Source organism: Paenibacillus lignilyticus, from assembly GCF_017942085.1.
GTDB classification, from domain to species: domain Bacteria; phylum Bacillota; class Bacilli; order Paenibacillales; family Paenibacillaceae; genus Paenibacillus_Z; species Paenibacillus_Z lignilyticus.
The window spans coordinates 814766-829550 of sequence record NZ_JAGKSP010000001.1 but is presented as its reverse complement, the minus strand read 5'-3'; the positions used below and the strand labels follow the sequence as shown (position 1 = coordinate 829550).

Annotated in this window: 12 protein-coding genes and 1 pseudogene; 11 read left to right on the top strand and 2 right to left on the bottom strand. The window is 50.1% G+C overall.

Features of this window, described 5'->3' with window-relative positions; translation table 11 throughout:
* The first annotated feature begins 57 nt into the window (after positions 1 to 57).
* The 11 genes and pseudogenes from I8J30_RS03585 (at position 58) to I8J30_RS03535 (ending at position 11803) form a co-directional block, all read left to right on the top strand.
* Positions 58 to 2799 carry an alpha-mannosidase gene (locus tag I8J30_RS03585; protein ID WP_210655424.1) on the top strand — a complete coding sequence of 914 codons (2742 nt, stop codon included), beginning with the start codon at positions 58 to 60 and terminating at the stop codon, positions 2797 to 2799.
* An 11-nt stretch (positions 2800 to 2810) separates the two neighbouring features.
* Positions 2811 to 4721, top strand: coding sequence for an ADP-ribosylglycohydrolase family protein (locus tag I8J30_RS03580; RefSeq protein WP_210655422.1), 1911 nt, complete (start codon positions 2811 to 2813; stop codon positions 4719 to 4721).
* A gap of 486 nt (positions 4722 to 5207) precedes the next feature.
* Positions 5208 to 5642: a protein-tyrosine phosphatase family protein gene (locus I8J30_RS03575; protein WP_210655420.1), complete on the top strand. Its 435-nt coding sequence runs from the start codon at positions 5208 to 5210 to the stop codon at positions 5640 to 5642.
* A gap of 142 nt (positions 5643 to 5784) precedes the next feature.
* Entirely contained in the window at positions 5785 to 6339 is a 555-nt protein-coding gene (locus tag I8J30_RS03570) for an Hcp family type VI secretion system effector (RefSeq protein WP_210655418.1), read from the top strand.
* A 116-nt stretch (positions 6340 to 6455) separates the two neighbouring features.
* Positions 6456 to 7040: a TMEM175 family protein gene (locus tag I8J30_RS03565; RefSeq protein ID WP_210655416.1), complete on the top strand. Its 585-nt coding sequence runs from the start codon at positions 6456 to 6458 to the stop codon at positions 7038 to 7040.
* Positions 7041 to 7168: 128 nt separating this feature from the next.
* Positions 7169 to 8668 carry a spore germination protein gene (locus tag I8J30_RS03560; RefSeq protein WP_210655414.1) on the top strand — a complete coding sequence of 500 codons (1500 nt, stop codon included), beginning with the start codon at positions 7169 to 7171 and terminating at the stop codon, positions 8666 to 8668.
* Positions 8665 to 9750 (top strand): GerAB/ArcD/ProY family transporter, encoded by a 1086-nt coding sequence (locus I8J30_RS03555; protein ID WP_210655412.1) that lies wholly within the window; start codon positions 8665 to 8667, stop codon positions 9748 to 9750. Before I8J30_RS03560 ends, I8J30_RS03555 begins: the two co-directional genes overlap by 4 nt.
* Positions 9747 to 10853 (top strand): Ger(x)C family spore germination protein, encoded by a 1107-nt coding sequence (locus I8J30_RS03550; protein ID WP_210655411.1) that lies wholly within the window; start codon positions 9747 to 9749, stop codon positions 10851 to 10853. Before I8J30_RS03555 ends, I8J30_RS03550 begins: the two co-directional genes overlap by 4 nt.
* A 45-nt stretch (positions 10854 to 10898) precedes the next feature.
* Entirely contained in the window at positions 10899 to 11168 is a 270-nt protein-coding gene (locus tag I8J30_RS34155; protein ID WP_210655409.1) for an imelysin family protein, read from the top strand.
* Positions 11104 to 11295 (top strand): annotated as a pseudogene (locus I8J30_RS03540) (iron uptake transporter deferrochelatase/peroxidase subunit); the annotation flags it as partial. The gene I8J30_RS34155 and the pseudogene I8J30_RS03540, both read left to right, overlap by 65 nt.
* The gene (locus I8J30_RS03535) at positions 11252 to 11803 is read left to right on the top strand and encodes an FTR1 family protein (protein ID WP_338044793.1); all 552 of its coding nucleotides are present in this window, start codon (positions 11252 to 11254) and stop codon (positions 11801 to 11803) included. The pseudogene I8J30_RS03540 and the gene I8J30_RS03535, both read left to right, overlap by 44 nt.
* A gap of 101 nt (positions 11804 to 11904) precedes the next feature.
* On the opposite strand, the gene gcvPB is transcribed toward I8J30_RS03535, so the two are convergent.
* Positions 11905 to 13368 carry an aminomethyl-transferring glycine dehydrogenase subunit GcvPB gene (gene gcvPB / locus I8J30_RS03530; RefSeq protein WP_210656077.1) on the bottom strand — a complete coding sequence of 488 codons (1464 nt, stop codon included), beginning with the start codon at positions 13366 to 13368 and terminating at the stop codon, positions 11905 to 11907.
* A 56-nt stretch (positions 13369 to 13424) separates the two neighbouring features.
* Positions 13425 to 14780 carry an aminomethyl-transferring glycine dehydrogenase subunit GcvPA gene (gene gcvPA, locus I8J30_RS03525; protein WP_210655401.1) on the bottom strand — a complete coding sequence of 452 codons (1356 nt, stop codon included), beginning with the start codon at positions 14778 to 14780 and terminating at the stop codon, positions 13425 to 13427.
* Positions 14781 to 14785: the final 5 nt, after the last annotated feature.

Genomic DNA, 14785 nt, shown 5'->3' with positions numbered 1-14785 from the left:
GGAAGAGGGCTGCTCCCGGAAGGTAGCAGCCCTTTTTTTGAACAAACGGAGGTTCAAATGGATAAGAAAACCATGTTCCTTACACCAACCACGCATTGGGACCGCGAATGGGTCATGACGAAAGGGCAATTTCAGGTTCGTTTGGTTCATTTGATCGATCGGCTGCTGCGCATCATGGACGATCATCCGACCTACAGGTTTCTGCTCGATGGGCAAGCCATTGTACTTGAAGATTACTTAGCTATCAAACCGGAGCAAAGGGAACGGATAGCCGCTCTGATGGCGTCCGGCCGGCTGGTTACCGGACCTTGGTATGTGCTCGCCGATCAATTTCTGGAGAATGGAGAGTCCACGATTCGGAATTTGCTGATCGGCATGGATTTGATTCGGCAAATGCGCGGCAGGCCCATGATGCTCGGTTATGTACCGGATTCCTTCGGGAGTATTGCGAGCCTGCCGATGATATTGAATGGTTTTGGCATTCAATATGCTACGTTTGGACGTGGACGGCCTAGCTGGGATAAAGAACTTGCCGAGTATGAATTCTGGTGGGAGGGTCCTGCGGGTTCGAAGGTTTTGGCGGCCAACCACGGATATAGCCATGGGGTATTCCTGAGCTATCCGGATATTTGGAGCGACATCAGCCAGCCTTCATCGCTAGAGCCCGACGCGCAGCTGACGCTTGGCAGCTTCCTTGATGAAGCGCAGAAGCAGCTCGATAAAGCCTCGACATCCAATCTGTACATGTCCGTTGGGATTGACCATATGGAACCCCGGCCTTCATTACCCGGGATTGTTGATTATATCAATCAGCATCAAGAAGATTATGAGATTCGGTACGCAATGCCCGAAGATTATCTTGCTGCTGTTGCAGCAGCGGCAGATGGATTGTCCTCTTATGCCGGAGAGATGAGAGGATCGGGCGACCTTCCGATGGATTTGGTAGGGACGTTATCCTCTCATATGAGCCTGAAGCAGCAGAACGATGCCAGCGAAATGCTATTGCAGCGATTAATAGAGCCGTTATGGGTCATGGCTTCAATTGCGAGCGGCGTTGCCTATCCGAAGGGGCTCATTCAGAACCTATGGAAGCTGCTGCTTGCCAATCATCCGCATGATTCGATCTGCGGCTGCAGCCTGGATCAGGTTCACAAGGATATGCGGAATCGCTTCGAGGAAATCGAGCACACGGGCGCCTATCTGATCAAGGACGGACTTCATCAATTGCTTACTGCCATAAACACGGCTTCTCAAGAAGAAACTGCGATTGCAGTTGTAGTGGTGAATCCGCTTGGTCGCTTACATACGGGGCCGGTGAAGCGTTATGTGCGCGTTCCGAAGCGATTCAAGCATGACGTCTATACGCTTCTCGACGAGAAGGGGCAGACCATTCCTGCGAGAATACGCCATGTCGTGGATAAAAATAAAGACTTGGAGAGCGAATATATGACCGCCGACATGCTGGCGGTATTGATTTCGAAGACGAGTGAGGATACTCGCGCAGCCAATCAGGTGTTTACGGTACTGGAGATTGATTTTATCGCGGAGAGTGTTCCGGCTATCGGTTACCGATGCTATTGGATCAAGCCCGGCACGACGAACAATGAAGCGGTATCTGTGGAAGCATTAGCATTAGCAGCTCGTCCGGTAGTTTCCTTATGCGAGAGTGGCATGGAAAACGATGCGATTCGCGTTCGTTTCCACGAGGATGGGACGTTTGACCTTCTCTATAAGCGTACGGGGAAGGAGTATCGGGAGCTTAATTATTTGCTCGATCGGGAAGAAACGGGTGATTCGTACGATCATCATGAATTTGCGGCGTATGATGAACGCGATTCCAGAGCATGCAGCGCTGGGACCGGAACGGGATGGCGGCTGCAGGAGCATGTCGAGGATCGCATTGTCTTCAGGGCCGAATTGACCTGGGAGCTGCCCAAAGCGATTCAAGACGGGAAACGCTCATCGGCAGTAGCCAGCCTTCCGATCACGATGACGGCCACGCTTTATGCGAATGTGGAGAGGCTGGACCTAGCCCTCGAAATCGATAATACGTGCAAGGACCATATGCTGCGCGTCGTGTTCGATACGGGACTGCATACGGGAACGGTTTCGGCCTATGATCATTTTCAAGTGGTGGACCGGCGTGTGAGAGAAGGCGGCGGGGAATGGAGAGATGAGCCGTTCCAGGAATTTATTGATGTTTCCGATGGGCGGGAAGGACTGTGCTTATCGACAAAAGGTTTACCGGCTTATGAAGCTGTTCGCGGCAGCGGCGATAGAGGAACCTCCGTGCAGCTTACCTTGGTCAGGTCGGCTGGCAGCATCGGGCAAGCCGCCGGCGCCAACTATCCGGCTCCGGGCGGACAGTGCCAAGGACCGCATCGGTTCGAATATGCGTTAATTCCCCATGAAGGGGATTGGCGGCAAGGACAATGTTTGGGAAAAGCTTCGGATTTTCGCGCACCGCTGTTAGCGGAAGCCTCGTTGCAGCATGATGGGAATTGGCCATCGCAGGGCTCCCTGATGTCGATCCAATCGACAGCGGACAGCGATCCATTCATGAGCTGTTTGAAACAAGCCGAGGATGGCGATGGTTGGATAGCCCGTCTGTGGAATCCTGGGCCGTCAGGATATCTGCAAGTAGATGGTGAGCTCCTCGCCGGGGAATTGGACGTCTGCTCCGCCTTTTTGGATGAGCGTCTGAAGGAAAAGGCAGATGACGCAGCAGCAGCAGGCATAGCGATGCAAGCCGGGGAGCTGGTCACGATTAAGGTTCAGGAGCGGCGCAATCAAGGATAAGAGGGAGAGCGATGATGGCAAAATACCGGTTGACCTATGAGAACTATTTGGATAAAGTGTACGGCGCATGGCTGGGCAAGAGTATTGCCGGTACGATTGGCGCTCCATTCGAAGGCAGGAAAGAACTCTTCGATTACGAATATGACCCGCGGGCCATAAAGGAAATGCTGCCGAACGACGACTTGGATCTTCAGGTGTTATGGCTGCATGTGCTTGAGCAGAAAGGCGTCTACTTCACTTCGATGGATTTGGCTGACGCGTTCTACGAGCGGTATCCGTTCGTGCCGGGCGAATATGCCTGGTTCAAGAAAAATTATAACCGAGGTATTTATCCGCCTGTATCGGGTGCATTCAATAATCGGTATTACGTCAATGGAATGGGCTGTCCCATTCGCTCCGAGATATGGGCCTGCGTTGCGCCGGGCAATCCCGAGCTCGCGGCAGAATTTGCGGGACGAGACGGCATGCTGGACCATGAGGGCGATTCCATTTACGCGGAGCAGTATCTGGCGGCCGTCGAAGCGATGGCCTTCGTCGAAGATGATCTCATGAAGCTGCTGCGAGACGGCATGGTCTATTTGCCCGAGGGAACGAGAATTCGCCGGCTTGTGGAGGATACGATGGCATGGTCCTCGCAGGATTTGACCTGGCAGCAGGTTCGCTCTCGGATTATTCGCGATTACGGTCACCCGGACTGCACGAACCTGTATCAGAATATTGGATTCACACTGGTATGTTTGTTTTACGGCAAAGGGGATTTCCTGGAGACGACGATGATCGCGCTGAATTGCGGCTTCGATACGGATTGCAGCTGCGCGACAGCAGGCGCTCTTCTCGGGATTATATATGGGGCAGACCGCTTAATCGAGAAGCATGCCTTCTACGACACCAGCTACAAGCTGGACGTGAAAGTCGCTCGCCGATCCAATCAACTGTCGGACTTGGCCGAGGATACTTGCGCAGCGGGGTTGACCATCATGAGAGAGCTTAATGGGGCGATCGAGATTACAGGCCAGCCGTCTGAGCTTGGCTCCATTCCCGCGAACAAACCGGAGCCTTCCATTGTGCTCTCCGTTGATTATCAGGGAATACCCGTTGTTGGATGGTCGGAGAGCAAGACGATCGCCATCGGACTGTCGAACGAGACGGAGTTTGTCGCTGTGGATCAATTGACGGTCGACTTGCCTGATGGCTGGCAGAGTGATTGGACTTCGCAGCACATCGTTCTGCAGCCGGGGGAAATCAAATCGGTTACGCTCACGGTAAGCGTACCGGAGCAGGTTAGCTACCTCTCGGAGAAAAACTTGCTCACTGCTGCATTCGGCGGGGCAACCTTTATCTTCGGACTGAACGGAGCGCAGGTGTGGAAAGTATTCGGGCCGTTCTGGGAAAATCATATTGAGCTTCCTCGCACGGAGCTTGGTGAGTGGTATTACGGAGCATTCAAAGGCACGAGGGACGAAATCGCGGATTTGACGCGGCAATTTCATCTCAATACGAAGGCCGATGCGACCAAAGATTATAGGAGTCTGGTCGATCCGCAGGATTACCGGTTCGTGAATGTGACCGAGGATTTGTTCTCGGTTTCGGATCTGATCGGCTTCCAAGGACCCTGCGTCGTATACGCGGAGCGGGAGATCGAGCTGCCGGAGGATCGCGAGGTCAACATTATTTTCGGGCATACCGAAGCTTATCGGCTATGGATTAACGATCAATTAATAAGCGAGACGGATCATCATGATTGGTGGACCGCGGAGAATCGGCATCACTCTGAGGTGAAGCTGCGTCAGGGAAGGAACAAAATCGTGCTGCAGGCGATTCGGCGCGGCCGTCATGCGGATTACAGCTTGATCTTCACCGAGCTGGGTCAATCGTTCCCGCATCACATCACGGATCTTGGCTCGTGGATCGACCATAAATAACGTCAGAGAGGACTGCCGCAGCGGCAGTCCTCTCCGTTCGTCGAGCAACCTACGTTCTTTCAATCTTCTAACGGTTGCCATCGAGCATATTTGAACGTTTTCCACTAGAAATCGACCCATCTGCTGCAAATAACGTCTGTGACAACCATTAGAATTTCAAAAAGGTTTATTTTCATATCATAGCCTCGCTGACAACCGTTAAAGTTTTGTTCATGAAAGGTAGATATTAAAGAGGTTGTCGTCCCCGTAGAGGTTATTGGATCTTCGAACCCTATTATAGAAACACGAATCCATCATGTATAATACATATTAAACTACGAGATCATAGCTATCAGTCTATCGGATCGGGTGGGTCGGGATATTCGCGAACTGGTGGAAGGGAAACGAGAAGTTCGGGATATGGCAGGCTTGCTTGAGCCGACGGCGGTTATGAAATACCCCCGGAATGTTTAAAACCCAAAATGAATCGAGAAGGAGCCATGATACATGTCGCAGAATAACTATCAAGCTTTAATCAAAGATCGAATCTTCATGGGCGGAGCAGCGGATGTAGAGGATATGATCAAGAACGAAGAGGTCGATGTCGTCATCGACTTGCGTGCCGAGGCTGCCGGTTGTGCCTATGAAGGCGCGGATGTGGAGTGGATTCAAATTCCTCTTGGAGACAATAAGGCGGATGACCATCTATTATTTAAGAAAGCGATTGATGAAGTTGTCGGCGCGTACAAGAGCGGCAAGAAAGTAGCTTTCCATTGCGCCGGGGGCGGCGGCCGAACAGGTGTCGTTGCAGTCGGAACACTGATAGAGCTTTCTCAAGCGGCCGGTATTGAAGAAGCGGAAGCGAAGGCAATCGATATTCGTGCCAAAATCAATATAAAGCCGCCTCAGCGAGAAGCGCTGGACAAGCTATACCGGATATAACGGAATTGCCCACCGACATGTGCCGGTGGGTTTTTTGGTTGACGATGTTTGTTCGGGATTTGAAGGTTTGCTGCGAACGGTAATTGTCATAAGTCATTTATTGATACATAATGTATCTATAATAAAGGAGGAGTGATCACTCTTGAAGAAGCTGCTATCGTCCGTCTTGATTGCTTGTTTATGGTTAGCTACGCTCAGCATTGTACCTGCAAGCGCGGCAGCACCGAGTAACGGCAGCATATTGCTGCAGCTGGATGGCATTTCCGGCGAATCGACCATGAAAGGGTATGAGAAGTGGATTGCAATTGCAGGTGCTTCGTTCTCCATAACCAGTCAAGGCGCCGTTGCCGCAGGTTCAGGTTCAGGGGCTTCTAAAGTAAGTCTGTCATCGCTCACCATTTCCAAATCAACCGATGCTGCGTCTATACCGCTCATGTTGACTGCCATGAAAGGCGTACATATTCCGAAAGGCAAGCTAGTTTATACGCGTCAAGGTGGAGAGGGGAATCCACTCCCTTACTTGATGATCGAGCTTGAAGATATTTTTATAAGCAACTACAACTTCGATGATACTGAAGAGACCGTGGAGCTGGTTTACGGTAAAGTGAAGTGGACGTACTGGATTACGGATGCGAAAGGGATACGTAAACCTGTCACAGGCGGCTGGGATGTTAAGAAAAATGTACCCGCCGCTTAATGAATACTAGAAGGCAGCCGCATCGGCTGCCTATTTTTGTTGTGCGTGAAGGAGGTTTTCAATCCTAGGCGTCGAAACAACCAGACATACATCTAGAAATGGAGAGTGTGTGCGCGTTGAAAGCAAATCGAATGGAAGCGTTCAGCGATGGCGTATTAGCCATCATTATTACGATCATGGTGCTGGAATTGAAAGTGCCGGAGGGACACGAGTGGCATTCGCTGGTAAGTTTGGCGCCGAAGCTGCTCAGTTATTTGTTCAGCTTTATCTACGTGGGGATTTACTGGAATAATCATCATCATCTTCTTCACGCCGTTCATACGATGAACGGCAAGCTGATGTGGCTTAATATGCTATTGCTATTCTGGTTATCGCTCGTGCCTTTCTCTACGGCTTGGATCGGAGAGAGTCACTTTGCTCCCACGCCGACAGCGCTGTATGGCATCGTGCTGCTGCTAGCCTCCGTTTCATATTGGTTATTGCAGCGCGCGATTCTGGGCCAGCATCCATCTGACTCTGCGATTCTGGCGGCGATGGGTAAAGATTTCAAAGGTAAGATATCGCCTTTGATCTATCTATTAGCCATCGTGACGGCCTATCTTAACGCATGGGTATCTTGCTTCTTCTTCGCGCTTGTTGCGGTGCTCTGGTTTGTGCCCGACAAACGGATTGAACGCGTATTGCTGAGAAAGGCAAATTAGAAGGGAAAGCCAGTTCGATCAGAGCGCCGATCGGACTGGCTTTTTTTGCGTTGAGGCCGAGTTTTCATAATTCTAAGCTCTACTGCAAACAATAAGGAAATAATTAACTGTCGGCAGGTGGTGATGGCATGTTTCGCTTCAAGAAAACAATTCGGAAATCCGGTAAACCACAATCCGTTGAATTAGAATCCGGAGATCTCAATAAGAAGATTTCACAGATTCAGAACTATTTCGCACAAACGGAAGATCTGAAGCTTCAGATGCTCACTTGGGCAGATCAAACCTGCGCTTTGATTTATCTGGAGTCACTCGTACAATCGGCTTCCATTCAAACGCTTGTCATCGATGCATTGCTGGAACCCAGTCCCGATGATATCGAGCAGAAGTTAACTGCAGTTGAAGTCAAAAAGTCATCCGATCTAATCCTAATCGGAAAATATATGCTTGAAGGACATTGCGTCATTGTAACGGAAAGCGACTCGACCGCAATCGCGATACCCGTAGCAAAATCGCAAGACCGAGCCATACAGGAACCCAAAGGCGAGCAGATCATCAAGGGAGCACATGATGGATTTATCGAAAGCTTGAGTACCAATCTATATTTGCTTCGCACTCGCATGACGAATCCAAAATTAAAAGTGAAGTACCTTACGCTGGGCCGTGTGACAAATACAAAAGTCGCGATGATTTACATGGATGGCTTTGCGGATCCCAAAGTCGTTGCAGAATGCGAGAAAAGACTTTCCGCAATCGATCTGGAATATCTGTATTCCACAGAAAACATTGATGAGATGCTTGAAGAACATCCGCTTTCGCCATTTCCCCAAGCCCTGCAGACCGAGAGGCCGGATCGGACTGTAGCTTATTTATTGGAAGGCAAAATCTCAATTATCGTCGATGGAAGTCCTGTTGCTTTGATACTGCCTATTACGTTCTTCTCCTTTTTTCAGACACCGGATGATTACAACAGGCGCTGGATTATCGGGTCCTTTTACCGGTTGCTTCGTTTAGTCAGCTTTCTATTAGCTATCTGCTTGCCAGCTATCTATATTGCTACCGTATCGTATCATTCTGAAGTGCTGCCGATCGGCATTCTTTATTCGGTAAAGGTGGCGTTAACGTACGTTCCTCTACCGCCTATTTTAGAAGCGCTTGTCATGCAAATCATTTTGGAGCTGCTGAAGGAGGCCGCGATTAGGCTGCCTTCACCTATTTCTCAAACGATCGGTATTGTCGGAGGCTTAGTCATTGGTACCGCTGTGGTGGAAGCTCAATTGGTTTCGAACACGATGATCGTTGTTATTGGGCTGACGGCAATTGCGTCTTTCGGCAACCCAGTCAACGAATTTGGAACCAGTCTTCGGGTATTGGGATTTCCCATGATGATAGCTGCATCTTTGTTCGGTTTTTTCGGCATTTCCATAATGCTGATGCTGATCTTTATTCATCTCTGCAAAATCGAAACATTGGGAATCCCGTATTTTGCGCCGTTCGGTCCGTTTCAAGGAAAAGAGAATTTTAAAGATGTGTTGCTCAGACTACCACTGTGGATGGTTAATAAAAGCTCGCGAAAAGCGGAATTCGGCCTCATTAAACAGACGATATTAGGGAGGTGGAAGCGTCCATGAAAATGAGCATAAGCAAAACCCAATTGTTTTTTTTGATTATCAAAACGCAGATTGGAATAGGCTTATTATCCTTGCCCTCTGAAATTCAGAGCATTGCGAATGGAGATTCTTGGATTTCGGTTCTTTTGGCCGGAGCAATTATCCAGATTTTGCTATTCGTCTATTGGCGGCTGCTCAAGAAATTTCCGAATGAAACCTTGAGCGAAATTACAAATCGCCTGCTTGGGCGATATGTGGGAAAAGTGATCAATCTCGTCTATTTTGGTTTCTTCGTATTCATCGCGGCGTATGCATGTTCACTCTACGTAGAGCTGATCCATACTTGGATGCTGCCCTTAACTCCCGGGTGGGTGCTGCTTGTGCTTATCGTCGGGACGAGCGTTTATTTGGCCCATGATAATTTACGTGTTATCGCTAGGTTTTTTGTCTTAGCTTCCATGCTGTTCCTTGTGTTGCTTCTAATCAGCATTTTAAACTTTAAGAATAGTGTGCATATTACGAATATATTGCCTATAGGCCATTCAGGTATGCTGCAAATGTTTAGGGGAAGCGACAAAACGTTCTTCTCCATGCTTGGGTTTGAGGTGACACTATTTTTCTTTTCCCATGTACAAGATAATAAGAAAGGCATGTTTACCTTAATTTCATTAGCCAATTGCTTTGTTACGTTTTTTTATACCTACTTTGTTTTCATCTGCCTGATCGGAATTACTCCAAAGGCGTTAGATTCGGTGAATGAACCGGTCTTGTTTATTTTAAAAGGGTTGTCCTATCAGCTGTTTGATCGATTAGACCTTATTTTCTTAACAATTTGGATTATTCCGATGACCGCCACGATTGTTTCTTATTTATGTGTCGCCGGAAAGACCATAACCGCCAAAGAAAGCTCCTATCGAAAACTGGTTTGGTTCAGCGGGGGCATCGTATTCACTGCAGCGTGGTATTTATCGACAATTGAAAATGTCGATTCCTTTAGTAAATGGCTGGAATATGGATACTTAGTTATGATTGCAGCAGTGCCGGTGTTGTTGTGGCTGGGATCCTTCCTTGTTAAAAATAATGCAGAGGTCGGTTCAACATGAGAAGAGGAGTATTGCTAACGGTTTGGATCTTATTATGCTCGATGATCCTTACAGGATGTTGGGACAGCCAATATTTATCCACTAAAAAAATGGTAAACGGACTTAGCCTTGATATTGCCAAAGACAACTCCTTAATGATGACAATCAGAGCCATCCAGCTGAAGAGTAAAGGCGGCGGCCAATTCGATGTAAAAGATCAAGAGATGCAAGCAACCGGGGAATCGACATATAGTGTAGGAAGGAAAATTGACAGCATGCTTCCCGGTACCGTCGAAGCCACCAAAACACATATTATCATCGTTGGAGAAGAACTCGCCAAACAAGGTTTATTAGCACCTTTGGAATATTTTTACCGCAATCCGAAAGGATATCTGAATTCGAATATTCTTATAAGTAAGGGGGTCGGGGCTGAAGTTTTATCGTTCAAAAAGATTGACAATAGCCCTATCGCCTTTGGCATTATGCAGTTGATTCACGGAGCAGTCCGTTCGACAGTCGCTCCGGATCAAACGCTGTATTCGATCTGGAGTCAACTGTTTGATCCGGGAGAAGACATGATTCTGCCTATCATCTATAAATTAGGTAATAAAGCGCTAGTCGTTGACAGTGTCGGACTATTCGATGGCGATAAATATTCAGGCGTCTCTTTGTCTAATGATAACAGCATATTATTATTGCTCCTGCTCGGCAAATTGAACACATTTGCCAACTTGGACATTCCCATAGACGATAGCTTGCTTACCTTACAAACGAGAAAAATGAAGCGAGCTGTCCGTTTAGCTGTTAATAAAAAAACGTCAGAGATCGAGTTTGTCGTAAAGGTAGATCTCTATGGCGTTATTAGCAGTTTTCCGAACCATCTAGGCCAAGAAATCGATCGGGAGCAAGTGAAGAAGGAAATTACTGAATACTTAAATAAACGCGCCATGGGCGTAACAAGCAAGTTGCAGCAGGCGAATTGCGATGCGTTTGGCATCGGAAGAAGGCTTAAGGCCCATCATTCCAAGCTGTGGAAAACTATCGACTGGAAGAAAGCATACAAGGAAGTGAAGATAAGGCCGGAAGTCCAAGTCCATATTAAAAGTACAGGCATTATTAAGTAAAGGGAGCCAGCGCGCAAGCGCGGGCTCTTTTTTGTCGATGCCGGAATGAGTAAGATTTTATGTAAATTTCATGCACACGAAGGCGATGTAGCTGATGCGGAATGGCGCGGATTCCATCGCATTGAGAAAGCGTTGTGGGTCGATAACACCACGGACGGCATGACAGAGTACGCGGATCGACTTCTTAGTGATGTCAAGGCACTTCGCGCATTGATGGAAACCGTTGAAGTATTTTGGGCCGGAGCAAACCGATGGTGCTCCTTGGATGGCTGGGGGAAGCTATATGGTTGTCAGGCGGATTCGGATTCGCGTTGAAGTGTGGGATCGCTCTACGCTTAAGGATCAAGAAGACACCTTCGGCCGTCATCGGCACAGCGGAGCACCGATTGGAAGTCAGAATGAGCGGGATAAGGTCGATCTTGCAGCGAAGGACGGGAAGGGATTTTCGCGCTTGGAATGCCTTCATTGATAAGCAGGTGGGAGGAGCCTTGGCAAGAGGCAGCTTATGGTCCTTGTTTGTCGTATCGGGGCTCTCCATCTTCCGCGAAGGCGCAGAAACGGCTATATTCTATGTCGGCATGTCCCCGTCCATTGATCCGATGCAGATGCTGCTCGGGATCGCTGCGGTGCTGCTTGGGATTCTTGCCTTATTGATGATCAAGTACAGCGTGAAGCTGCCGCTTCGTCCGTTCTTCCTGACGTCCTCGGCATTCATCTACTTGCTGGTGTTCCGTTTCATCGGCGAAAGCATTCATTCGCTTCAAGTGGCCACCTGGGTACCGGCGCATTCCATTTCGAGAAGCATCTCCGTGAATGTCCTTGGCATTTACCCGACGCTTGAAACGGTTATTCCGCAAGCCGCTCTGCTTGTATATTTGCTCATTCGATATCGTTCGGTCTTCATTATCGGCGCGCCTCGAGAAGGAACGGCAAAAACCAGCTTGAAATAGAAATGAAAGCTTAATCCGATCTCGCAGAGGAGATCGGATTAAGCTTTTTTTCGTTATTGGCTTAGCTTTACATTCATCGGATTTGTCCTATGCGCGACTGATTAGCTGCACGCACAGTTGAGGACCGGTTTGCGGGCGGCTGTCGTCTCGTCCAGTCGGCGTACGACGGTATCATAAGGTGCGCCCAGTATAATGGCTGGATTCGTGCGTGCTTCTTCGGCAATTCGGATCATTGTATCAATAAACCCGTCGAGTGTCTCTTTACTCTCTGTTTCGGTCGGTTCGATCATGATACATTCCTCGACGTTGAGCGGGAAATAGATGGTTGGCGGATGGTAACCGAAGTCGAGCAGCCGCTTGGCTACGTCTAACGTGCGGACGCCGTGCTCCTTCAGGCCGCGACCCGACATCACGAACTCATGCTTACAGACGCCGGGGTAAGGAAGCTCGAAATGAGGAGCGAGCCGGTGCATCATGTAGTTGGCATTGAGAACCGCACATTCCGAGACGCGGCGCAGTCCTTCCGGTCCATAGGTCCGAATATACGTATATGCCCGTACAAGAATGCCGAAGTTGCCGTAGAACGCTTTGACCCGGCCGATTGACTCAGGACGGTCGTAGTCAAAGTAATAGGTGCCGTCATCGCGTCTGGCGGCAAGAGGTTTGGGCAGAAACGGTATGAGCGTGCTTTTCACGCCGACAGGGCCGGCTCCCGGGCCGCCGCCGCCGTGCGGCGTGCTCATCGTCTTGTGCAAATTAAGGTGGACAACGTCAAACCCCATGTCGCCGGGTCTGGTGATGCCCATGATCGCATTCGAATTCGCTCCGTCGTAATAGAGCAGGCCGCCAGCCTCATGGATGATCTCTGCGATCTCAACGATCTGTTCCTCGAACAGGCCGAGGGTACTCGGATTTGTGAGCATGAGCGCTGCGGTATCCTTGCCGACAGCTGCGCGCAGCGCGCCTAGGTCGACCATGCCGTGCTCATTCGATTTGATGGTGATGGTTTCGAAGCCTGCGACGGTGGCACTGGCAGGATTTGTTCCGTGCGAGGAGTCCGGAACAATCACTTTGGTGCGTACATCGCCGCGGCTTTCATGGTAAGCGCGAATCATCATCAGCCCGGTCCATTCGCCATGGGCGCCTGCAGCCGGCTGAAGCGTAACCTGATCCATGCCGGTCAGTGCAGCCAGGTCGTTCTGAAGCACATACATCAGCTCGAGTGCGCCTTGGATGCTCTCTTCCGGCTGATAGGGGTGAATCTTGGCGAAGCCCGCGAAACGAGCGGTATCTTCGTTGATTTTCGGATTATACTTCATCGTACAGGAGCCGAGCGGGTAGAAGCCGTTATCGACGCCGAAATTGCGCCGGGACAGCTCGGTGTAGTGACGGATTACGTCGACCTCGTAAACCTCGGGAAGCTGTGCAGGCGTTTGTCTTAGCATTTCGGCAGGAATGAAGGCAGAAGGATCCGATTCGGGTACATCGCAAGGCGGGAGGGAATAAGCGACGCGTCCTGGTTTGCTGAGCTCGAATATCAGCGATTTGGCCGGTTTCAATGACATGTTCCTCTTATCGTTCTGTAGAGCAATGGTAGAATCGCCCTCATTAAAATGTGTTGTCATGCCATTTCCTCCAGTCTCGCGACAAAGTGATCGATTTCCGCGCGCGTACGTTTCTCCGTCACGGCAATTAACATATGACCTTGCAGCTCCGGGTAGGCAAACTCAAGGTCGCAGCCACCGAGGAAGCCGGCGGCAAGCAGCTTCAGATTCGCTTCCTTTACGGAAACGCTGGTCGGCAGCTTCACGACAAATTCATTAAAGAACGGAGCGGAGAAGGGGAGTTCGAAGCCGCGCTTTGCAAACTGATCGGCTGCGTAATGGGCTTTCTGTAAATTCAAGTTAGCGGCCTCGCGCAAGCCCTCTTTGCCCATCGTCGACAAGTAGATCGAAGCACATAGAGCAAGCAATGCTTGATTCGAGCAGATGTTGGAAGTCGCTTTCTCCCGCCTTATATGCTGCTCCCGAGCTTGCAGCGTCAGAACAAAGCCGCGCTTTCCGTCGATATCCGTGGTCTGGCCGACAATCCTGCCCGGCATCCGCCGCATCAGCGGCTCGGTGACGGCGAAGAACCCGCAGGTCGGTCCTCCGAGCGATTGCGAGATGCCAAGCGGCTGCGCATCGCCGACGACAATGTCGCTTCCGAGCTTGCCCGGTGTCTCCAGCAAACCGAGCGACAAGGGATTGCTGCTGACAACAAGCAGTCCTTTAACATGGTGAATGATTGGCTCGATGGCGGCTAGATCCTCGACCGCGCCGAAGAAATTCGGCGATTGCACGAGCACGGCGGCGGTCTTGGTGTCTACGGCTGCCTGTAGGGCGTCCAGATCCGTAACGCCGTTCGTAAAGCCTACTTCGACGATGTCCAGGTTTAGGCCGCGAGCCATCGTGCGGACCATCTCACGGGCTTCCGGATGGACGGTACGCGAGATGACGATCCGGTTTCGCTTCGTCGCTCCTGCGGCCAAGGCGCCTGCTTCGGCCAAAGCGGTAACGCCGTCATACATACTCGCGTTTGCGACAGCCATGCCAGTCAGCTCGCAAATGTACGATTGGAACTCGAAGATGGCTTGAAGCTCGCCTTGGCTGATCTCCGGCTGGTAAGGCGTATATGCCGTATAGAATTCAGAGCGAGAGATCATGTGATTGATAACGACAGGCAAGTGGTGATCATAGATTCCCGCACCAAGAAAGCTTTTGTAACGGTCGGTGTCGGCGTTGCGTCCGGCAAGCTCCTTCATATGCTCGAGCAGGGAGAATTCGTCAAGCGCGGAGGACATCGGCATCGTACCGCGGTAACGGATGGATTCCGGAATGTCTCGGAACAGCTCTTCGATCGATGCCGCGCCGATCGTTGCGAGCATATCGGCTTGGTCTTGATCGGTTATGGGGATGTAGCGGTGTATATTAGCCATGCATT

Bases quoted from the DNA above. Each gene is read 5' to 3' on its own strand.
- I8J30_RS03585 (WP_210655424.1), top strand. From the start codon at position 58: ATGGATAAGAAAACCATGTTCCTTACACCAACCACGCATTGGGACCGC.
- I8J30_RS03580 (WP_210655422.1), top strand. From the start codon at position 2,811: ATGATGGCAAAATACCGGTTGACCTATGAGAACTATTTGGATAAAGTG.
- I8J30_RS03575 (WP_210655420.1), top strand. From the start codon at position 5,208: ATGTCGCAGAATAACTATCAAGCTTTAATCAAAGATCGAATCTTCATG.
- I8J30_RS03560 (WP_210655414.1), top strand. From the start codon at position 7,169: ATGTTTCGCTTCAAGAAAACAATTCGGAAATCCGGTAAACCACAATCC.
- I8J30_RS03555 (WP_210655412.1), top strand. From the start codon at position 8,665: ATGAAAATGAGCATAAGCAAAACCCAATTGTTTTTTTTGATTATCAAA.
- I8J30_RS03550 (WP_210655411.1), top strand. From the start codon at position 9,747: ATGAGAAGAGGAGTATTGCTAACGGTTTGGATCTTATTATGCTCGATG.
- I8J30_RS34155 (WP_210655409.1), top strand. From the start codon at position 10,899: ATGAGTAAGATTTTATGTAAATTTCATGCACACGAAGGCGATGTAGCT.
- I8J30_RS03535 (WP_338044793.1), top strand. From the start codon at position 11,252: ATGAGCGGGATAAGGTCGATCTTGCAGCGAAGGACGGGAAGGGATTTT.
- gcvPB (WP_210656077.1), bottom strand. From the start codon at position 13,368: ATGTCATTGAAACCGGCCAAATCGCTGATATTCGAGCTCAGCAAACCA.
- gcvPA (WP_210655401.1), bottom strand. From the start codon at position 14,780: ATGGCTAATATACACCGCTACATCCCCATAACCGATCAAGACCAAGCC.